Genomic DNA, 21,020 nt, shown 5'->3' on the forward strand with positions numbered 1-21,020 from the left:
TTATATTTTTGGTGCAATCCTTCTGGTAAAATAAAACAAATATGAGCAGCTCACGACAATAAGCCCCAAAACGATCAGCACTGAACCCAAGACGAACTCGATCTGCAGCGGTTCTCCCAAGATCACCACACCGGCCAGAATGCCAAAAATAGGCGTCATAAACGTCAGAATACCCAGCGAAGAAGCCTGGTAATGACGCAGCAGGGAGAACCAAATTAAATAACTGATAAATGAGACGATAACCGTTTGAAATACCAAACTGCTCCAGGCCACGGAACTCAGCGTGAAATGTACGTTCTGCATGGTCATCGCCAGCAGGGATAGCACAATGCAGGCGCCCGTCAGTTGGAACAGCAGCGTCTGTTTTGACGAGCAATTCGCCAAACCGGTTGTTCGAATAAGGATTGTAGAGCCGCCCCAAGATAAGCCCGCTAATAAGCCATAAATATCCCCACGCAGCTGATTCACGCCCCCAGAGCTCTCGCCCATAGCGGAAATCGCAAGCACCACACCGCCGAAAGCGATGGCAATACCGGCCCACTGTACAGCCGACAAACGTTCGTGCCTGATGAAAAAATGCAGTCCTATGGCAGAAAAAAGGGGAGCCGTGTACAGAAAGACCGCCATGTGCGAGGCGCTGGTATAGCGCAAGCCTTCAGAAACGAAAAAGAACTCCAGCGCGAACGAAAGCCCAACGCCAAAACCGGCTAACAGCGTGCGGGGATCGAATAAAAACTTTTCGCCTTTAAAACGCGCCAAGAGATAGACTGCCAAAGCGGCAATCCCTGATCTGATGGCAATTTGCAGCACGGCGGAAATATCCGGCTCGGCTGCCTTGATCGCCACCTGCTGCAGCCCCCATATGGCACATATCATCACCATGGCGGCGCCGGCTTTGCCGTCTATATTATTTCTGGCACTCATCTAGCCTCCCGCAAACCGCTGAGTTATAAAAGCACGCCTCCCTCACCACGAATAATCAGGTGATATACAATAAAATCGAGGGAAGCCGAAAAAATTATTCTTTAAAGACCAATATTTCCTGGTACATTTTAATCACTTCACTGTCGCTGTCAGTATCCCCGGTATATTCAGTTTGTTGTGCCACATGAATGACCTTCCAACCTCGTTTAGCGAGATCCGGAATAGTCATGCGGCCAATGTCGCGACAGTTAAACAAGGTATCATCACTCAGCCGCATCTCCCCGACACTGGCATAATCATAAGATTTTGACTGACAAACATGCGATTCAGCCGCCATTAACGGCATTGAAAAAAGCCCGATTAACAGTATGAAACATCCTTTCATAATAACCTCCACAACCCTTATCAATTTTATCTGACTTGTAAATAACCCGTATTAAATAACAAGGCGTAAAATCCATTTAAATATATTTCGTTACGATGAAATTACACGGTATATGCCATTCTCTGACAAGTGATAAATATAGAGCTTTGTGTTAGATGAATTCATCCGAAGATTGACCTCCCCCACGCCCTCCAGCTGAGCATTTTTCGCTCACCTTGCCTCTCCCCAGCATCGAGCCGGTTAAAAACAAACCAAATAATTAGCAAGAAAAGTAACTCATTGTGACGCACATTGTGTTACATATGCGTTCCGCTTTACTCACGCCAAAAAACAATGAAAACGCTCAGAAAAAAGCCTGGGCAACTCACTGATGCCAGAGGGTTTCGGAGAGGTTGGCAATCTATACACAGGGATAAAAAATGACATACAAATTGCGCACATTAACTCAGGCTATAGCTCTGGGACTGGTTGTTGGCAGTGCTTCTTTCGCTGCCCAGGCTGAGATCACATTGTTGAAGCAGGACCCACAGGCCGGCGATCCGTTGAGTCGTCTTAACTTTACCGTTGGCGGCAGCATCCGCCCGCAGTTCAACAATATGACCGGCGATGGCGATAAGGGCTCTTACAAACGTAACGGTTTCGACGGCGGCACCCGCTTCCGTTTTGCCGCCGATTACTACCTGTTCGACGATATTAGCTGGATCAGCTATTACGAGCTGGGTGTCAATATTCCTGCGCTGTTCAACTGGGATAACCACTACGCCGACGGCGCCAATGACACCAGTCGCCGTATGCTCTACACCGGCCTGAAAAGCAAAACCTGGGGACAACTGACCTTCGGCCAGCAAAACAGCATTTACTATGACGTGGTCGGTGCCAAAACCGATATCTGGGACTATGACATGTTGGCTCAGGCGCCAGGCAACGGCATCAACGGCGATTACGACGGTTCCTACCGTTCACGCAAGATGCTGAAGTACAAAAACAGCTTCGGCGATGCGGATGTTTATGCCTCTTACCTGTTCAGCGATGGCGAATACCTGCCGGGCAACGGTCTGCGCTATAAACGCCAGGGCGGCGGCTCACTGGGCGTGGACTACCATCTGACACCGGACCTGACCTGGGGTACCGCGTGGAACTATACCCGCGCCGAGATGCGCAATCCTTCCACCAGCGGCTCGAAAAATTACGATCAGAATATTGTCGGTACGGCGATCAGCTGGAAGCCGGACAACTGGACCCTGACCTTCGGCGGCGGTTGGTACAACAACTTCCTGACCACCAAAAAAGCCAACGTTAACGACTACTTCGCTGGCGATGCCTGGGGGATTGAATATCTGGCGGGGTATACTGTGCCGGTAGGCCAATATGCGGTGAAATCCGTGATGCCGTACTTTATGGGTGACCGCCTTGAGTACGTAACCGGCCGCAACTATCAGCGTATCGATAACGGTCTTGGCGTGACGGTACAGTTTGATTACGGTTTCCGTGTGGACGTGGAACACGTACTGACGTCCAGCACCGATAACCTCGGCGACATGACTCTGGTGCGTTTGCGCTACGATTTCTGATTGTCACCGACGTAAAAAAGGCCGCTTAAGCGGCCTTTTTCATTGCTTATCCGGCATCAGAATCCGCCGCGTGCCGACCGGCCCACCGCTTCACCCAACTGCCAAACCGCCATCGCATAATGGGTGCTGTGGTTGTAGCGAGTGATGGTGTAGAAGTTTGGCAGACCGTACCAATACTGATAACCGGTGCCAACATCCAGACGCAGCAGGCTGGCTTCCTGATTGTCGCCCAGCGATCCCTGCGGGCTCAACCCGGCCTCCGCCAGACTGGCGACGGAATAGCGGGTTTTAAACCCATTTTCCAACCCTGGCGCTTGGCCATTTGCCTGTACTGCCACGGGTTCACCCTTGGCCCAACCGTGTGCTTTAAAGTAGTTGGCAACGCTGCCGATGGCATCCACCGGATCCCACAGGTTGATGTGGCCGTCACCGTTGAAGTCAACCGCATAGCTCTTGAATGAAGACGGCATAAACTGACCGTAACCCATTGCCCCGGCGAATGAACCTCGCAGCTCCAGCGGGTCATCCCCTTCGGTGCGCGACATCAGCAAGAAGGTTTCCAACTCGCCGGCAAAGTAGTCGGCGCGGCGCGGATAGTCGAAGGCCAGCGTCGCCAGCGCATCGATAATGCGGGTTTTACCCATCACGCGGCCCCAACGGGTTTCAACGCCGATAATGCCGACAATGATCTCCGGCGGCACGCCGTAAACCTGATAGGCACGCTGCAACGCGTCCTGGTACTGATTCCAGAACTGCACGCCGTTTTGCACGTTGTCCGGGGTGATGAATTTATTACGATAACGCAACCAGGAGCCGTTTGGCCCGGTCGGTCCCTGGGTGCTTGGCGTCGGCGCTTGGCGATCCATCAGCCGCAGCACGGAATCCAGCCGACGGGCCTGCGCCAATACGTCATGCAGTTGCTGGCGATCGAAACCGTGCTCCCGCACCATTTTATCGATAAAGCGGGCGGTGTTCGGGTTATTGGCGAAATCGCCGCCCAACGGCTGACCGGAATGCGCCGGCGTCAACAGGAATCCTCCTTTTACGGCGTTGTCCTGAGGCACGGACGGGGTCGACTTCGGCCCGCTGCTACAGGCAGTGAGTAAGGTAAGCAGAGGGAGAAGAACAACTAAATGACGCATCGGATATCCATATAAACCAGGCCAGTGATAAGTGTGGGTTATGTTAATCCATTGTCGGGTGCGAACAAACTGGATTATGTCGCTCATCACAGAGCAACAAGTCGAAGTATTTTCGAAATGTGATGCAAAGCACAGAAACAAAGCACCACTTAGGGTAAGCCCGCGATACAGACAAAAACCTAAACCTTGATTAAATGAGATAAACTCTCATTTTGACGCGACGCAAAGCTTCCCTACGCTGCTTTTTTAGCGGCTCTTCCCGTCGGCAATGACTGATACAACGGAGTGTAATTTTGGATTCTCTCGGACAGATCGCTAAAAACACCTTTAAAAAATGTATTCCCCGCCGCGCCTACCTTTTCTCCATGCTTATTTTCGCCGCTGGCCTGATCTTGTTGTCCTATCTGTCGCCCTATCTGGATGAAAATCGGTTTCGTGTCTACGCACACAGCGACATCGGCGAGTTTTTTGCGGTGTTCGTCTACCTGCTGTGCATAATGCTGTGGTCGCTGGGCTGGATAGGGTTAACCCTGTGGTTTGTCGCCCGAACCGCCTTTCGGTTCAACGACATCGGCACGCTCGGTTGGCCGCTTGCCCTGATGCTGTATGGACTTAGCGTGGTGAATAACTACCATCCCGGCCCTGTCGAACGCTGGCTGATCCTGATAAGCCTGTTAGGGATGCTGTGCGCACTGCTGCTGCCCTCAGGGTTCCTGGCACGTAAGGCCGGTTAGGCGCGCCGCCGCTGGCTATCTGCGGGGCAAACGGTCACAATGCCACATCTCTCCCGGCCCAAACAGGAAATGCCATGTCTTGCCACTACCCCGCCCATTACGCCTTCGATAACGAAAGCGACGCCTGGCAGATTCACTTTCGCGATTTTCCTGAACAGCAGGCCGCCTGCTATAAACGTGAAGATATCGAGCTGGAGGCGCAGGAAAGCCTGCTGCTTGCCATCGCCATGGAAATGGAAGAAGGCCGTACGGTGCCTGCCCCTTCCCCTGCTCTGCCGGATGAATTGGCTATCCACCTGCCGGTGTTGGTGAAGCTAAAACTCGAACTGCATAACATTATGCTGGCCGGTGCCACCTCCAAAGCCGATCTGGCGCGCAAACTGGGCTTTAACGCCGGCCAGATGGATCGCCTGCTGGATGTGGCCTATGCCTCAAAGGTGGAAGCGCTGGAACAGGCGCTTTACCTGTTGGGCTATGAAGTCCAGACCTCGGTAGCAGAAGTGCGCCGGGGTTAAGAAAAATATTTTTGTCGGGGGCTAAATATTCTTCACTTTTCGCCGATGTGTTCGTTACCGAATCACCAAAAGCAAAAAGTGAAGGCTAAAAATGGAGTGGAGTCGCCGCAATATCTGGACCGTTATTCTGCTGTCGTGCCTTGTCTTCTGGGTCATCCTGCTGACCGGCGCCAACGCCGTCGCCTGATCCCTTTTCATAACATCACAGCAAGCATAATTATAAGGCCCGCGTCAGCGGGCTAATCCTCTTTTGCCTGATAAAAAAGGTAAATAAAAATCGTTTAAAAACAGTCAGCGCTGGTTAAGAAATCGCCAAAAAATGTGATCAAAAACACAGTATTGTAATCAGGCTGGCAATGGGAGTACATTAGCGCCGATCCTGTCGTGGTTCATGTTTTACCTCAAGGACTATGAAGCGCGACGACCGGGTAATCCGTGGCCGAGGACGTTGTTCTTCCTTTTGAAGGATCCGCCTATTTGCCCTGGACTACCCACAAAATACTCAGCACAACAATCGGGATCATTGGCTTGCGAGGGACTCCAAACGGGAGTTGTTCAGTGAAATATTTTGTTATGGGCGTTTCATTCATGTTGGTGACATGGATTGGCACCTTTATGCTGATGGTTGCATAACCAAGGCATGACCGGGAATTTAGATAAAGGGGCGCACCAGCGCCCCTTTGTTGTTTCTGCTCCCCGGCTATTTCCCCGGCATCATGCGGCGCAAGGTATCGTCCTTACGCAGATAGTGGTGGTACAGCGCCGCCAACGCATGCGCGCCAATAATAAAGTAACCGGTATTGGCCAGGGTCTCATGCGTACTTTTGATTATCCGGCGCAACCACGGATCTGGCGTAACAAACTGCGGGACCTGCCAGCCCAGCAAAACCCACTCCTTTCCCCCGTAAGCCAGCGTCAGTACGCCCAACACCGGCAACGTTAGAAACAGCAGATAGAGCAACGCATGAAAGATTTTTGCGCCCCATTCCTGCCACTCTTCCAGCGGCGGTGTGGTTGCCGGCGTAGCATAACGCCGACGTAATCCCAACCGGATGAACATCAGCAAAAAGACCGCCAGGCCAAAGTTAAAATGCAGATTTTTTACCAGCGACGCCAGATCATCCGGTACCGAGTTCTTCAGCAGCATCGCCGCGTAGGTGAGGATCACCATCAGCAGCGTCAGCCAGTGCAAAACAATTTGCGATTTTGCGTAACGATTACCCATACAGGCTTCCAAATAAATAAAGAAAATCTTATTGGATCATAGTGGGTAAATAATGAAGAAAACCTTAGCGGGAAGAAAAAAGCCGGCGCGAATGCACCGGCCTGAAGGCATTACTTGGTCGCGGCCGGGGTGCTGCTCTTGGCCAGCTTGATCAGCCCGTCAGCACGGAACATTGCTTTGATACCGCGAACCGCCTGGCGGATACGATCCTGATTTTCAATCAATGCAAAACGCACGTGGGTGTCGCCATAATCGCCAAAGCCGATGCCTGGCGATACGCAGACCTTGGCCTCCGCCAACAGGCGTTTGGCAAACTCAAGCGAACCGAGATGCGCATAAGGCTCGGGGATTTTGGCCCAAACGTACATGGAAGCTTTCGGATTTTCCACCATCCAGCCCGCCTCATGCAGCCCTTTGACCAGCACGTTACGGCGCTGGCGATACTGTTCTGCAATATCCAGCACGCATTGTTGGTCGCCTTCCAGCGCAGCAATCGCGGCGACCTGCAGCGGGGTGAACGTCCCATAGTCGTGATAGCTCTTGATGCGTGACAGTGCGTTGACCAGCTCCGGGTTGCCGACCATAAAGCCGATCCGCCAACCCGCCATGTTGTAGCTTTTCGACAGGGTGAAAAATTCTACCGCGATATCTTTGGCACCCGGCACCTGCATGATCGACGGCGCTTTCCAGCCGTCATAAACGATGTCGGCGTAAGCCAGATCGTGGATCACCAGCACGTCGTATTGCTTGGCCAGCGCCACCACGCGTTCGAAGAAGTCCAGCTCAACGCACTGGGCGGTGGGGTTCGACGGGAAGCCGAGGATCATCATTTTCGGACGCGGAATGGTTTCACGAATGGCGCGCTCCAGCTCACCAAAGAAATCCACGCCGTCCACCAGCGGCACAGAACGCACCTGCGCGCCGGCGATTACCGCACCGTAAATATGGATCGGGTAACTCGGGTTCGGCACCAGCACGGTATCGCCATGATCGAGCGTCGCCAGCATCAGGTGCGCCAGGCCTTCTTTCGAACCAATGGTGACAATGGCTTCAGTTTCGGGATCGATCTCCACCTGGTAGCGGTCGGCATACCAGCGTGAAATCGCACGGCGCAAACGCGGGATACCGCGCGAGGTGGAATAGCCGTGGGTGTCGTCACGCTGCGCAACGGTGCAGAGTTTTTCCACAATGTGCGGCGGCGTCGGCCCGTCGGGGTTGCCCATGCTGAAATCGATAATATCCTCGCCGCGACGGCGTGCAGCCATCTTGAGTTCGGCGGTGATGTTGAATACGTAAGGGGGAAGACGTTCAATACGCGTAAAACGGCGTTGCGGACTATTATCAGCCATAGGGACCTCAAAGTGACGTTAGCGCCCGGACCATCCGAGCGACGCTGGCCAATCTGTCGATTGACCGGATATTGAACATATCTCAGCCCCGGCAGGCTTGTCGATACCTCGCGCAATATTTTTATTTACCGGCCCTGAACTCGCTCGCCAACAGCCCGAACTGCCAGTCATCGCGCCATTGTCCCGCCAGCCGGTAGTTATCGCGCAACGTCCCCTCCAGCAAGAAACCGCATGACTCCAGCAGTCGGCGCGAGGCGATATTACCTTCGGTCACGGTGGCCGTCAGCTTATGAAAATCGCAGGCGTTAAAACCGAAATCCAGCACCGCCCGCAGCGACTCCTTGCCGTAGCCCTTGCCCTGCCCGGACGGCAAACTGCCATAGCCCACTTCCGCCTGTTGGTAAGGTAACCACTGCGGACGAAAACCGGTCATCCCTACCACTTCTCCACTGGCCTTTTCTCGCATTACCAGGCACAACCACTGCTCCCCATATTTGTCCCAGACAGGGAGTCTGGCTTCAAAGCGCGTGCGAATTTCTGCTTCACTGAGCGGATCGGCGATATAACGAATCACCTCGGGATCCTGATACAAGCGCAGAAACAGCGGCCAATCGTTGGCCGTTATCGACTGCAGGGTCAAACGTTCAGTGACCAGTTTCATCTAAAATCTCCGAAAAACGAAAATGAGGAAGTTACGAATGAAAGATATCCCTTTATTTTCCTCTATTAAATTCAGATAATCATTAACGTCAAAACAACAAAACCATAACGCCTTACCCGGTCCCCTACAACCGTCCGTCGTTGCCCAGCGGCAGCGCGAGGAGAACACCATGGCTTCCTTACTGATTGACGATATTCCCAGCGCCATTACCGCCGTTAAACGGCAATTGCGACAGGCTTTGCCAAATTACCGCGAAACCTTTCTGGCGCTGGAAGACAACATCCGCCAGCAGGTTGAACAAATTCGCCAGGAACTGGCCGCCGGTCAGAACCCGGTGCCGCAAATCGATGCCGAAGATATTCTGCAGCAACGCGTCAGCGAGCAGCAAAAAGCCTTGATCAAACAGCGTGGTGCCTGCGCCATCCGCGGCGTGTTTCCTCGCGATAAAGCCGAAGCCTGGAACCGGGAAGTTGGCAACTACCTTGAGCGCAACAACTTCGTTGAACGCCTGAAAGGCGCTGCCGAAGATAACTACTTCGGTAAACTGGCCGCCAGCAAACCGCAAATCTACGGTATTTACTGGTCAAAACCGCAGGTGGAAGCACGTCAGGACGCGCGCATGCACGCTGTGCAGGTGTTCCTCAACAGCCTGTGGGAAACCGAGAGTAACGGCAAACAGCACTTTGACCCGACGCGCGTTACCACCTATGCCGATCGCACCCGCCGCCGTCCGCCAAACTCCTCTTCGCTCGGCCTGTCGCCGCACGTCGACAGCGGCACCATCGAACGCTGGCTGGATGAGAATTTCCGTTACGTCTATCGTCACGTGTTCTCAGGCAACTGGCAGGCTTACGATCCCTTTGCCGCCGATGGTCGCACCGAAGTTCGTGAAATCGCGTCACCGGCGGTGTGTTCGATGTTCCGCACCTTCCAGGGCTGGACAGCATTAACGCCGCAGCGCACCCACGCCGGCACGCTGAACCTGGTGCCGATTGCCAACGCCATGGCCTACGTGTTGCTGCGTGCGCTGCAGGATGACGTCGCGGATGACGATCTGTGCGATGCCGCACCAGGCCGAGCGCTGTCGATCTCCGAAAAATGGCATCCCCTTTTATTAAGTGGGATTTCCCCTATTCCCGATTTGGAACCGGGCGACACGGTGTTCTGGCACTGCGACGTGATCCATGCGGTGGAAAACGAGCATAACGGCGAGTTCGACAGCAACGTGATGTACATCGCCGCCGCACCAGGCTGCGAGAAGAACGACGCTTACCTGCAACGCCAACTACCCAGTTTTATGAGCGGTAAAACACCGCCTGACTTCGCCCCCGATGATTTCGAGGTGGATTTCGACGGGCGCGCCACGGTCGACCTGCTGACCCCACTCGGCAAAGAACAGTTAGGCATCAAATAACCGCGTCCCCGTGGTGCGCCGCCGGCCGCCACGGGGCCAACCCGCTGTGATATACTCCGCCCTATCTTTCCGCCGCAGCGAGAGCCCGTCGTGCACCCTTTTTTTGAAATGCTGTTAGCGGTATTCGATCGCGCAGCGCTGATGCTGATCTGCCTGTTTTTCCTCACCCGCACCCGGTTGTTCCGCCAGTTGCTGCAAAAAGAGGACCATACGCCGCTTGAACTGGGCATGGTCACCGCCATTTTCTCGCTGTTTGCGCTGTTCAGCACCTATTCAGGCGTCAACGTGGAAGGCTCGCTGGTCAACGTGCGGGTGATCGCCATCATGGCCGGCGGCATCCTGTTCGGCCCCTGGGTAGGGATAGTCACGGGGATTATCGCCGGGGTACACCGTTACCTGATTGATATCGACGGTATCACCTCGGTTCCCTGTCTGATCACCAGCATCATTGCCGGTATCAGCGCCGGCTATATCAACCTGAAGGTGAAGAAAGAGCAGCGTTGGCGCGCCGGGATCGTCGGCGGCATGCTGTGCGAATGCCTGACCATGCTGTTGATTGTGCTGTGGGCCAAGCCGACCGAGCTGGGGCTGGATATTGTCTCCAAAATCGCCCTGCCGATGATCCTCGGCACGGTGTGCATCGGCCTGATCGTGCTGCTGGTGCAGAGCGTGGAAGACGAAAAAGAAGTGATTGCCGCGCGGCAAGCCAAGCTGGCGCTGGATATTGCCCGCAAAACGCTGCCCTATTTCCGTAATATCAACAGCGAAACGCTGGCCACCATTTGCGACATCATTCGCCATGACATTCAGGCCGATGCGGTAGCCATCACGGATACCCACCAGGTGCTGGCCTATGTCGGCGTGGGCGAGGAGGCATACCCCATTGGGCGTGAAGGGCTGAGTCGCGTCACCCGCGAAAGCATCCGGCACGGCAAGATCATCATCAAAAATAACCTGGAAAACCCGGCCACGCCGCAGATCCACTCGCAGTTGGTGATCCCACTGTGGGAAAAGGGAGAAGTGACCGGCGCGCTGAAAATTTACTACTGCCACGCCCACCAGATCACCAATACGCTGAAGGTGATGGCGGTCGGTCTGTCGCAGATCATCTCCACCCAAATGGAGGTCTCGCGTATTGAGCATCTGCGTCAAATGGCGGACAAGGCGGAAATGCGCGCCCTGCAGAGCAAGATTAATCCCCATTTCCTGTTCAACGCCCTGAACGCCATTTCGTCCTCGATCCGCATCAATCCGGACACCGCTCGTCAGCTGATTATCAACCTGTCGCGCTACCTGCGTTATAATTTGGAGCTGAACGACGAGTTGATCGACATCCGCAAGGAACTGCATCAAATTCAGGATTACATCGCCATCGAACAGGCGCGTTTCGGCGCCAAGCTGACGGTGATCTATGATATCGATGACGACATCTCGGTGCGTATTCCCAGCCTGCTGATCCAGCCGCTGGTCGAGAACGCCATTGTGCACGGCATTCAACCATGCAAGGGCAAAGGGGTAGTGGTGATTGCGGTGAAAGATCAGGGCGATCGAGTCAGGATTTCGGTCAAAGATACCGGTCACGGTATCGACCCGCAGGTCATCGAACGCGTCGCCCGCAATGAGATGCCTGGGCACAATATCGGCCTGCTGAACGTGCATCATCGCGTCTCCCTGCTGTACGGCGAAGGGTTACGAATTCGTCGTCTGGAACCCGGCACCGAGATTGCCTTTTACATCAGCAAAAACGGCGGCAAACTGCCGGTGGATAACAGCGCGCTGCCAGCCGGAGAGCCATCATGAAAGCCATCATTGTCGAAGACGAGTTTCTCGCTCAGGAGGAGCTCAGTTATCTGATCAAGAAACACAGCAATATCGTCATCGAAGCCACCTTCGATGACGGGCTGGACGTGCTGAAATACCTGCAAAACCATCAGGTAGACGCCATTTTCCTCGACATCAATATTCCGTCATTGGACGGCGTACTGCTGGCGCAAAACATCAGCAAATTTGCGCACCGGCCTTCAATAGTGTTTATCACCGCCTATAAAGAACATGCGGTGGAAGCGTTCGAAATCGAAGCGTTTGACTACATCCTCAAGCCCTATCACGAGGCACGCATCGTCACCATGCTGCAAAAGCTGGAGGCGCTGCATAACCGCCCGGCCAACCTGCCGGAACAGGCCAGCGCACCGAACCGCAGCAGCCACAGCATTAACCTGATCAAAGACGAGCGGATTATCGTTACCGACATCAACGACATTTACTATGCCGCCGCCGATGAGAAAGTGACGCGGGTTTACACCCGGCGCGAAGAGTTTGTGATGCCGATGAACATCACCGAATTTTACGGTCGCCTGCCCGAGGAGCATTTCTTCCGCTGCCACCGTTCCTACTGCGTCAACCTGTCAAAAATTCGCGAGATCGTCCCTTGGTTCAATAACACCTATATTCTGCGGCTGAGCGACCTCGATTTTGAAGTGCCGGTCAGCCGCAGCAAGGTCAAAGAGTTTCGCAAGCTGATGCGCCTGTAATCGCCAGCGGCTACCAGCGTGGCCCCGGCCCGTAGTAATAACCTGGCGGAGGCGGCATGCGGTAATGCGGGCGATCGCGCCATTCGCGCCGTGGCGGACCGTAATAGATCACCCGCGGTGGTGGGCCATAGTAATAGCCACGCGGACGTTCATAGCCACGATGTTCAGCCCACCAACGTGGATCGCGCCAGCGACCGCCGTCCCAATAGTGACCGCGATTATCGCGATCGCCGATATGCAACGAAAGCCCCGGCACATTCACACCGATGGACACGTCCGCATGGCTCACTAACGGCAGCGACAGCAGTGCGGCCAGTAACAACACTGTTTTTTTCATCTTAACGACTCCTGCAAAGCGGAACCCGTCCGTTCACCGCTAACATAGGCCTGTGCCCGCCGCCGCTCTATAGGAACAGTGCCCATTTACGCCTTTCGCACACATCCTTCACAATTTACCCACAATCTTGCACCGATGATTTACAATAAATCGCTGATATTCTTGATGTAGATCACGTGGCATCAGCTGCATTTCATCCCCTTTTACCCCCTAAAACGGCAACTCATGCGCTGCCAGATGCATTTCATTCCTTCCCTTGTGCAACTCATTCCCGATCCGCCGCCGAGTGGTACTACCAGCCATATAATATGCCCATACCGCGGGGCTACAGACGCTACCGCAAATTCTCGCCAACGGCTGACCGCCCGGCAATACACACACAGGAAGGAGACCGGCCATGAACACTAAACCGGTAAATCGCAGCTTAATCGTTCTGGGCACCATCATCTGCCAGATGGGTCTCGGCACTATCTATACCTGGAGCCTGTTCAACCAGCCGCTGGTCGACAAGTTCCACTGGGGCCTCGGTGACGTCGCCACCACCTTCTCCATCACCAGCTTCTTCCTGGCCTTCGCCACCCTGTTTGCCGGCAAACTGCAGGAACGCTTCGGCATCCGTAACCTGACGCTGTTCTCCGGTATCCTGGTAGGTCTTGGGCTGATTGCCAGCGCCTACGTCAGCTCGCTGGACATGATTTACCTGCTGGCCGGCGTGGTGGTCGGTTTCGCGGTAGGTATCGCCTATATCTCTACCCTGTCCAACCTGATCAAATGGTTCCCGGCCAACAAAGGCTTGATCTCGGGTATCTCTGTGGGGGCTTTTGGTAGCGGCAGCCTGTTGTTCAAATACGTCAACGCCGCGCTGATTGCCGACGTGGGCGTCTCCAGTGCCTTCTTCTACTGGGGTGCCATTGTTATGGCGCTGATTGTTCTGGGCTCCCTGCTGCTGAAAGAACCCGTATTGGCAAGCAAATCCGCACAGCAGAGCGCGGGTAACCTGGGCAACGACTTCAGCGTACGCCAGATGCTGGCGACCAAAGAAGCCTACCTGCTGTTCATGATTTTCTTCGCTGCCTGCATGAGTGGTCTCTACCTGATCGGTATCGTCAAAGACATGGGCGTGCAACTGGCCGGAATGGACCTGGCGACCGCCGCCAACACCGTGTCCGCCGTCGCTATCTTCAACACCGCAGGCCGCATCATTCTGGGCACGCTGTCTGACAAAGTGGGCCGTATGCGCGTCATCAGCTTCACCATGCTGGTTACCGTGCTGGCGATTGTGGCGCTGAGCTTCCTCACCCTGAATCACACACTGTTCTTTATCTGCGTCGGCGCAGTCGCCTTCTGCTTCGGGGGCAACATCACCGTGTTCCCAGCGATTGTCGGTGACTTCTTCGGCCTGAAAAACCACAGCAAAAACTACGGCATCATCTATCAAGGCTTCGGTTTGGGCGCGCTGGCGGGTTCATTTGTCGCCAAATACTTCGGCGGCTTCCACGCGACCTTTATGGTGATTGGCGTGCTGTCCATCGCTTCGCTGATTATCACCTTGTTCATCAAGGCACCGAAAGCGGTAGCGCAGGAAGAAGAAACATTCGAGCCGGCGCATCTGGCTAAAGCCTGATAGCTTAGACGACAAAAAGGGGCGCACCCCACTGGGTTGCGCCCCTTTTTTTATCGCTGCGTCAGGTTACAGATGCATCCCCAGCGTCTGGCGCAGGTGGGCACCGGCACCCAGCAAGCCCGGTTGGCCATGGGTGATCATGAATACCGGGATCTCACGTACATAATCTTTGAAACGCCCCTTATCCTCGAACGCCGCACGGAAACCGGAAGCTTTAAAGAATTCCATAAAGCGCGGCACAATACCCCCGGCGATGTAAACGCCGCCAAAGGTCCCCAGGTTCAACGCCAGATTGCCGCCGAAACGGCCCAAAATTACGCAAAACAGCGACAGGGCACGGCGGCAATCGATGCAGCTGTCGGCCAATGCGCGCTCGGTAATGTCCTTCGGCTCCAGCTTTTCCGGCAGCCGGTTATCCGACTTGACGATAGCGCGGTAAAGATTGACCAGGCCCGGACCGGACAGGACGCGTTCGGCGGAGACATGACCCACTTCGGCGCGCAACACCTCCAGAATGATGTCCTCTTCTTCGCTGTTCGGCGCAAAGTCCACGTGACCGCCCTCGCCCGGCAGGCTCACCCAGCGGCGGTTAACGTGCACCAGATGCGCCACCCCTAGGCCAGTCCCGGCACCGTATACCGCAATGGGTTTGTCTTTTTGCGCGTTACCGCCGCCGAACTGCAACACGTCGTCTTCTGACAGCATCGGGATCGCCATCGACACGGCGGTGAAGTCGTTGATCACTTCCAGATGGCTCAGCCCCAGGTTGGCCTTCATCTCTTTAATCGAAAACGCCCAGGTGTGATTGGTCATGGCAACCCAGTCTTCGGTGACCGGGCAGGCAATCGCGATACAGGCGTCCTGCACCTGAATATCATGCTCTTGCAAATATTGGCGGATCACCGCCTCCAGACTGTCAAACTCCAGGCCGGAATAGGTTTTCGCCTGGGTAATTTCACCCGTCGCCACAGTGCACAACGCCAGGCGGGCATTGGTGCCGCCTACATCACCTACGAGGGCATAGGTCATCAGTATCTTCTCCGCAAAATGAATAATAGAAAGCTGCCCACACTGTAAAATCCCGCCGCAAAAACAACAATCACCATCCTCCGCGCTGCCGTCCATTAGCGATCCAGATCACAAAAAACGTTTCAGCCTGACGGCTTCAAGGCGATTTGAAACAAATTGCGGCAAAAAACGTCGCGCAGTGGCTGTTAACCGTCATAACTCGTAGGCACTATTACTCCGCTGTGGACCTGGCCCAGCCGGAAATTTCTTTGCGTGCCAGCGTGTCGATTGTCTGGCAAGCTAGCGCTATAACCCAATCACCCGTTCGCCCTGCCAGCCAGAGGGCCATTGACAAGGGATCCCCGCATGTTGCACCCGCGCGCCAATGCCATGTTGGCCTTCGCTCTGCCTGCTCTCATTATCGGTTCTGCCTCAAGTTTGGTGCTCATTCTGGTGATGAAGTTCGCCGAGGCCCTGCAACGGCTGCTCTGGGTCAATGTTCCCGCAGCGTTGAATATCGACACTCACTCCCCCTGGTGGCTGGTGGGCATGTTAACGCTCACCGGCGTCGCCGTCGGGCTGATTATCCGTTTTCTCCCCGGCCATGCAGGGCCGGATCCGGCGACCGAGTCTTTGATCGGTATGCCGTTGCCGCTTTCTGCGGTGCCTGGGCTGGGGCTGGCGTTGATTATTGGCCTGGCGGGCGGCGTCAGTTTGGGGCCGGAAAATCCGATCACCGCCATCAATATTGCGCTGGTGGTGGCGGCAGGTTCGCGTTTGCTGCCGAAAGTGCCGCGTATGGACTGGATTATTCTCGCGGCGGCCGGCACCATCGGCGCGCTGTTTGGCACCCCGGTCGCCGCGGCGCTGATCTTTTCGCAAACCCTGGCGGGCAATAATGACGTTCCCTTGTGGGACAGGCTATTTGCCCCGCTGATGGCGGCAGCGGCGGGAGCGGTCACCACCCAGCTATTTTTCACCCCGAATTTCTCACTGCAAATTGATGCCTATGCCGCGACCCGGCTGGCAGATATTTTCAGCGGCTCGATAGTCGCCCTGATCGCCATCGCGCTGGGTATGGTAGCCGTGTGGAGTTTTCCGCACATTCATCGCCTATTTCATTCGATTAAGAATCCGGTGCTGATGCTGGGGTTAGGCGGCTTTGTGCTCGGCCTGCTGGCGCTGATCGGCGGTGAAATCACGCTGTTCAAAGGGCTGGACGAAATGAAGCAGTTAGCCATCGGTGAGAATTTCTCCGTCACGGAACTGATGCTGATTACGCTGACTAAACTGGCGGCGCTGGTGATTGCCGCTGCCAGTGGCTTTCGCGGCGGGCGCATCTTCCCAGCGGTGTTTGTCGGCGTAGCCTTGGGGCTGATGCTGCATCAGCACGTGCCGGCCGTGCCGGCAGCCATTACCGTTTCCTGCGCCATTATGGGGTTGGTACTGGTGGTCACGCGTGACGGCTGGCTCAGCCTGTTTATGGCCGTTGCGGTGGTGCCGGAGCTGCATCTGCTGCCGGTGCTGTGCATCGTGATGCTGCCCGCCTGGCTGGTGCTGGCGGGCAAACCGCTAATGCTGGTAGGCAAGGGCAAACAGCTTCCCCCGCGCGAAGATTAAGCCAGCGCGAATTCCGCTGCGGCGCGCGCATGGATGTCGGTGGTGTCGAATACCGGCACTGACGCATCTTGCGCGCTGACCAGCAGGCCAATTTCGGTACAGCCGAAAATAATGCCCTGAGCCCCCTGCTGCTCCAGATCACCGATAATGCGACGATACTCGTCACGCGACGCATCGCGGATTTTACCCAGGCACAGTTCTTCATAAATAATGCGGTGCACAATGTCACGATCGGCGGCTACGGGAGTGACCACCTCGATACCGTGCTTTTCCTGCAGTCGCCCACGGTAGAACTCCTGCTCCATGGTAAAGCGCGTACCGAGCAGCCCAACGCGACGAATATCCTGTTGGCGCACCTGCAGCGCAGTGGCGTCAGCGATGTGGATCAGCGGTAAACCGCTGGCCTGCTCGACCGCATCCGCCACCTTGTGCATGGTGTTGGTGCAAATGACAATGGCCTGCGCACCGGCGGCGCGTAATGAGGTCGCCGCATCAGCCAACAAGCGCCCGGCACCGGCCCAGTCGCCCTGATGCTGCAGGCGTTCCACCTCGTGAAAGTCGACGCTGTAGAGCACGATTTTAGCGGAATGCAGACCGCCCAGCCGTTGCTTAACCTGTTCATTGATCGTGCGGTAATAAGGAATGGTCGATTCCCAGCTCATACCGCCCAGCAGTCCCAGCACTTTCATCATTGCTCCTCGTTTTCATCGCCGTAATTCTTCGACATTACCTCAGAATCACGGCGGATACGACGGCTTATTTCGCGCCGGAATTCACCGGCTGGCGCGCCTCGAACCAGCGCTGACGCAGCGTGTCGTACACCCAGTTATAGAGCATGGTGTACGGCAGGAAGAACAGGAAGAAACCGATCTCCAGCATAAAGGCCTGAACGAAAGAAATGCTCAGCATCCAGGCGGCAATCGGCACGCCGATCAGCACAAAACCGGCCTCAAAGCCCAGCGCGTGAAACACCCGCACTTTAAGATTACGTGCCACACGGCTCACCGGCCACAGGCGGTCAAATACCGTGTTATAAACCATGTTCCAAACCATGGCGACGGTGGATAACATCACCGCCAACGCACCGATCTGCACCATCGAACGGTTGAGCAGCCAGGCGCCCAGCGGGGCGCAAATCATCACTGCGATAGCCTCAAAACCGACGGCGTGGACGATACGTTCAATGAAAGACTTGTTTTGCAGTTGCATACATCACCTGTTTTTTACCTTATAAATTTGTAGGGGCGCTGCAAGCCGCGCCCGTGTTACCAGGAGCGAATTTATTCGCCTCCTATGAAAACCAGGTGATTATCATCGAGTTTTTGAGTAGATTAAAGATAGGTTCCATCTATAAAGTAGATACATCATGCGTTACTCCCCCGAAGCTTTGCTGGCCTTCGTTGAAGCCGCCGCCCTGGGCTCTTTTTCCGCCGCGGCCCGTAAGCTGCGTAAAAGCCAGTCGACCATCAGTACCGCCATCGCCAACCTTGAGGCCGATCTGGGTTTGATCCTGTTCGATCGCCAGGCACGCCAGCCGGTACTGACAGCCGCTGGGCGGAAAGTGCTGGGCCATGTACAGGAAATTCTTGCGGCCAGCGAACGGTTGGATGCCCTGAGCATTCGGCTGGCGGACAATATAGAGCCGCGCTTAAGCGTAGTGTTTTCCGATACCTATCAGCCGAAACACCATGACCGGCTGATGCAGCAGTTCGAGCAGCGTTATCAGGATATCGAACTGGAGTGGATGATCGCTGAAGAAGGTGACGTGATTGACCTGCTGCAAATCGGTCGCGCGCACCTGGGCATGGTTGAGGTGCAAAAACAGTATCCGCCAGACATCGCCTTTGCCCGACTGCCGGAGCAAACCGAAATGGGGCTGTTCGTCGCACATTCGCACCCGATGGCGCAAACTGCCTCGCCCACGCCTGAACAACTGTCCAGCACGCGGCAACTTATCCTGAACACCTATACCGGTGCCGAAACCGCCCGCTCTGGCGGGCTGGTATGGTCAGCCCCCAGCTATCTGCTGTTGCTGGAAATGGCGGAACAAGGGTTTGGCTGGGCGGTACTGCCCCGCTGGCTGGTGCAGCAATACGGTCACAACAGGCTCACCGAACTGCGTCCGCGCGGCTGGCCCAAGCTGATATCGGTGGATGCGGTTTGGTCTAAGCTGACCCCGCCGGGACCGGCGGGGTACTGGATGCTGGAGCGGCTTTTGGAAAGCTAACAGGTTCAGGCCGCCGCGTTACGTGACTGAAGGGCACTTGAGATCGTTTGCAGCAGTTCGGGAATGTCCATCTTCGGCAGCACCACTTCGACAAAGGCCAGCTGTGGGCTGTCGGCCACTTCGCTCAGCGCCTGGCGCAGCTGTTCCGGTTCGCTAACGCGTAACGCTTTCACTTGGCGTTCAGCACCTAACGCCTGCGGCAGTTGGGTCCAGTTCCAATGAGCGATGTCGTTATAACGCTGGTTCGGGCCGTGGATTGCCCGTTCAATGGTGTATCCGTCATTATTCAGCAGGAAGATCACCGGCTTCAGCCCATCGCGCAACATCGATCCCAATTCCTGCACCGTCAGCTGTGCTGAACCGTCGCCGATCAGCAGCACCACTCGCCGCTCCGGCTCCGCCGTCTGTGCACCGAACGCCGCCGGCAGTGTGTAACCGATAGATCCCCACAGCGACTGGACGATGAAGCGGCAGCCTTGTGGCAAGCTTAGCGATGCCGCGCCAAAACAGGCGGACCCCTGCTCGGCGAGCAGGATATCGCCCGGCCGCAAAAAGCCCTGTACCTGTTGCCAAAAACCGTGCTGATCCAGACCGCTGCCGTTCGGATCCGGCAACGCTGAACGTTTAATCTCTGACCGTTGCCATTGGTTGGTCAGCGACAACGTTAACTGGTGTAACGCGATAACCGCGTCACGCATCGGGATTTGACTGAATACCTGCTGCCCCACACGCGCTTCAAAGGGCTGAAGATCAATACATTTCTCGGCAGGAAGGTGCTGACTGAATCCGGCGGTAATGGTATCGGTAAAACGTACACCAACATTAATGATCACGTCGGCGTTCTCAATCAACTGTTTTACCTGTGGCTCGCTAGCCGCACCGACGTAGGTCCCGGTGAAACAGGCATGAGTTTCGTCCAATACGCTCTTGCCAAGCAGCAAGGTTGAATGCGGCATATCCACCTCATTCATCCACTGCTCCAGCACCTTTTCAGCACCGAAGCGTTCGGCCAGGAAATCGGCCAGCAGAGAAACCCGCCGTGCCGGTAACAGCAACTCCCGTGCGGCGGCGATAAAGCCCTGCAGTGATGCCGGTGAAAGATTGGCCTGTCGCAGCATTAATGGGGCAGGCTTTGACACCAGCGGCGCTTCAGCTACGTCGCTCGGCAGCAGCAGATAGACCGGACGACGCTCGAACAGCGCGGTAGTCAGCAGGCGATCTATTTCCCCTTCGGCGTTATCGGCGGTGAGGCTGGCCTGAGCCACGGTCACCTCTTTCGCCATGCGGGCGAAGTGACCAAAATCCCCGTCGCCCAGGGAGTGATGCAACAATTCACCAGCCCGTTGCGCACGCAGAGCCGGTGCGCCCACCACGTGGATCACCGGCAGGTATTCGGCATAGCTGCCGGCAATACCGTTGACCGCGCTCAATTCACCTACGCCAAAAGTCGTCAACAAGGCAGCGGCTGGTTTACAGCGCGCGTAACCGTCAGCAGCATAGGCGGCATTAAGTTCATTGGCGCACCCTACCCAGGTGATTTGTGAGTGATCGATCACGTGATCAAGAAACTGCAGGTTATAGTCACCAGGCACGCCAAAGAAGTGCCGGATGCCGATCTGAGCTAAACGATCGAGTAGGTAATCAGCCACCGTATAGTTCTTATTCATGATCATCACCTGCCAAGGGTTAGGATTTTCAGTATTAAGTATCGAAGATGTTGTATAAATTTCGAACTTTATGTCTGAAAGGTAAC

General features: G+C 55.3%; 21 protein-coding genes. 10 read left to right on the forward strand and 11 right to left on the reverse strand.

The window, feature by feature from the left end; all coding sequences use genetic code 11:
- Positions 1-924, reverse strand: coding sequence for a DMT family transporter (locus AAZT04_RS13645; RefSeq protein WP_046373015.1), 924 nt, complete (start codon positions 922-924; stop codon positions 1-3).
- Positions 925-1,018: 94 nt separating this feature from the next.
- Positions 1,019-1,309 carry a hypothetical protein gene (locus tag AAZT04_RS13650; RefSeq protein WP_020827936.1) on the reverse strand — a complete coding sequence of 97 codons (291 nt, stop codon included), beginning with the start codon at positions 1,307-1,309 and terminating at the stop codon, positions 1,019-1,021.
- Between the two features lie 419 nt (positions 1,310-1,728).
- Here AAZT04_RS13650 and AAZT04_RS13655 point away from each other — a divergent pair, with 419 nt between their 5' ends.
- Positions 1,729-2,880: a porin gene (locus tag AAZT04_RS13655; protein ID WP_020827937.1), complete on the forward strand. Its 1,152-nt coding sequence runs from the start codon at positions 1,729-1,731 to the stop codon at positions 2,878-2,880.
- A gap of 56 nt (positions 2,881-2,936) precedes the next feature.
- Here the strand turns inward: AAZT04_RS13655 and mltB are convergent, their stop codons facing one another.
- Positions 2,937-4,022 (reverse strand): lytic murein transglycosylase B, encoded by a 1,086-nt coding sequence (gene mltB / locus AAZT04_RS13660; protein ID WP_234529616.1) that lies wholly within the window; start codon positions 4,020-4,022, stop codon positions 2,937-2,939.
- A gap of 293 nt (positions 4,023-4,315) precedes the next feature.
- Here mltB and AAZT04_RS13665 point away from each other — a divergent pair, with 293 nt between their 5' ends.
- From AAZT04_RS13665 to ypdK, 3 genes are all read left to right on the forward strand, one after another.
- On the forward strand, positions 4,316-4,756 hold the full coding sequence (locus AAZT04_RS13665; RefSeq protein ID WP_234529615.1) for a hypothetical protein: 441 nt from the start codon (positions 4,316-4,318) through the stop codon (positions 4,754-4,756).
- A gap of 74 nt (positions 4,757-4,830) precedes the next feature.
- Positions 4,831-5,271: a transcriptional regulator gene (locus tag AAZT04_RS13670; protein WP_020827940.1), complete on the forward strand. Its 441-nt coding sequence runs from the start codon at positions 4,831-4,833 to the stop codon at positions 5,269-5,271.
- A gap of 558 nt (positions 5,272-5,829) precedes the next feature.
- The gene (ypdK, locus tag AAZT04_RS13675) at positions 5,830-5,904 is read left to right on the forward strand and encodes a membrane protein YpdK (RefSeq protein WP_104410986.1); all 75 of its coding nucleotides are present in this window, start codon (positions 5,830-5,832) and stop codon (positions 5,902-5,904) included.
- A 67-nt stretch (positions 5,905-5,971) separates the two neighbouring features.
- On the opposite strand, the gene AAZT04_RS13680 is transcribed toward ypdK, so the two are convergent.
- The 3 genes from AAZT04_RS13680 to AAZT04_RS13690 all read right to left on the reverse strand — a co-directional run bounded on the left by AAZT04_RS13680 (position 5,972) and on the right by AAZT04_RS13690 (position 8,506).
- Positions 5,972-6,496, reverse strand: a complete 525-nt coding sequence (locus AAZT04_RS13680) for a cytochrome b (protein ID WP_020827942.1) — start codon at positions 6,494-6,496, stop codon at positions 5,972-5,974.
- A gap of 110 nt (positions 6,497-6,606) precedes the next feature.
- Complete coding sequence (gene alaC / locus AAZT04_RS13685) at positions 6,607-7,845, reverse strand: alanine transaminase (protein WP_115058380.1); 1,239 nt, start codon at positions 7,843-7,845, stop codon at positions 6,607-6,609.
- A gap of 121 nt (positions 7,846-7,966) precedes the next feature.
- Positions 7,967-8,506, reverse strand: coding sequence for a GNAT family N-acetyltransferase (locus tag AAZT04_RS13690; RefSeq protein WP_046373010.1), 540 nt, complete (start codon positions 8,504-8,506; stop codon positions 7,967-7,969).
- Between the two features lie 169 nt (positions 8,507-8,675).
- Here AAZT04_RS13690 and AAZT04_RS13695 point away from each other — a divergent pair, with 169 nt between their 5' ends.
- The 3 genes from AAZT04_RS13695 (at position 8,676) to AAZT04_RS13705 (ending at position 12,451) form a co-directional block, all read left to right on the forward strand.
- On the forward strand, positions 8,676-9,920 hold the full coding sequence (locus AAZT04_RS13695; protein ID WP_046373009.1) for a DUF1479 domain-containing protein: 1,245 nt from the start codon (positions 8,676-8,678) through the stop codon (positions 9,918-9,920).
- A gap of 108 nt (positions 9,921-10,028) precedes the next feature.
- Entirely contained in the window at positions 10,029-11,720 is a 1,692-nt protein-coding gene (locus tag AAZT04_RS13700) for a sensor histidine kinase (RefSeq protein ID WP_041415550.1), read from the forward strand.
- A complete protein-coding gene (locus tag AAZT04_RS13705) occupies positions 11,717-12,451 on the forward strand; it encodes a LytR/AlgR family response regulator transcription factor (RefSeq protein ID WP_020827947.1) in 735 nt (244 codons plus the stop codon). Before AAZT04_RS13700 ends, AAZT04_RS13705 begins: the two co-directional genes overlap by 4 nt.
- Before the next feature lie 10 nt (positions 12,452-12,461).
- Here AAZT04_RS13705 and AAZT04_RS13710 read toward each other — a convergent pair whose 3' ends face one another.
- Positions 12,462-12,788: a DUF2502 domain-containing protein gene (locus AAZT04_RS13710; protein WP_115058377.1), complete on the reverse strand. Its 327-nt coding sequence runs from the start codon at positions 12,786-12,788 to the stop codon at positions 12,462-12,464.
- Between the two features lie 397 nt (positions 12,789-13,185).
- On the opposite strand from AAZT04_RS13710, the gene AAZT04_RS13715 reads away from it, so the two are divergent.
- The gene (locus AAZT04_RS13715) at positions 13,186-14,412 is read left to right on the forward strand and encodes an L-lactate MFS transporter (RefSeq protein WP_020827949.1); all 1,227 of its coding nucleotides are present in this window, start codon (positions 13,186-13,188) and stop codon (positions 14,410-14,412) included.
- Positions 14,413-14,478: 66 nt separating this feature from the next.
- On the opposite strand, the gene glk is transcribed toward AAZT04_RS13715, so the two are convergent.
- Positions 14,479-15,444 (reverse strand): glucokinase, encoded by a 966-nt coding sequence (gene glk / locus AAZT04_RS13720; RefSeq protein ID WP_122080658.1) that lies wholly within the window; start codon positions 15,442-15,444, stop codon positions 14,479-14,481.
- Between the two features lie 342 nt (positions 15,445-15,786).
- On the opposite strand from glk, the gene AAZT04_RS13725 reads away from it, so the two are divergent.
- Positions 15,787-17,040, forward strand: a complete 1,254-nt coding sequence (locus AAZT04_RS13725; protein WP_020827951.1) for an ion channel protein — start codon at positions 15,787-15,789, stop codon at positions 17,038-17,040.
- Here the strand turns inward: AAZT04_RS13725 and AAZT04_RS13730 are convergent.
- Both AAZT04_RS13730 and AAZT04_RS13735 read right to left on the reverse strand, forming a co-directional pair.
- Positions 17,037-17,729, reverse strand: coding sequence for an aspartate/glutamate racemase family protein (locus tag AAZT04_RS13730; protein WP_434680519.1), 693 nt, complete (start codon positions 17,727-17,729; stop codon positions 17,037-17,039). The two genes, AAZT04_RS13725 and AAZT04_RS13730, sit on opposite strands and share 4 nt — an antisense overlap.
- 67 nt (positions 17,730-17,796) lie before the next feature.
- On the reverse strand, positions 17,797-18,249 hold the full coding sequence (locus tag AAZT04_RS13735; RefSeq protein WP_020827953.1) for a multidrug/biocide efflux PACE transporter: 453 nt from the start codon (positions 18,247-18,249) through the stop codon (positions 17,797-17,799).
- Positions 18,250-18,406: 157 nt separating this feature from the next.
- On the opposite strand from AAZT04_RS13735, the gene AAZT04_RS13740 reads away from it, so the two are divergent.
- Positions 18,407-19,267 carry a LysR family transcriptional regulator gene (locus AAZT04_RS13740; RefSeq protein WP_020827954.1) on the forward strand — a complete coding sequence of 287 codons (861 nt, stop codon included), beginning with the start codon at positions 18,407-18,409 and terminating at the stop codon, positions 19,265-19,267.
- Positions 19,268-19,272: 5 nt separating this feature from the next.
- Here the strand turns inward: AAZT04_RS13740 and AAZT04_RS13745 are convergent, their stop codons facing one another.
- Positions 19,273-20,934 carry an alpha-keto acid decarboxylase family protein gene (locus AAZT04_RS13745; protein ID WP_434680522.1) on the reverse strand — a complete coding sequence of 554 codons (1,662 nt, stop codon included), beginning with the start codon at positions 20,932-20,934 and terminating at the stop codon, positions 19,273-19,275.
- Between the last annotated feature and the right edge of the window lie 86 nt (positions 20,935-21,020).

This window comes from Serratia sp. Je.1.23.a, assembly GCF_051129805.1.
GTDB classification, from domain to species: Bacteria; Pseudomonadota; Gammaproteobacteria; order Enterobacterales; family Enterobacteriaceae; genus Serratia; species Serratia liquefaciens.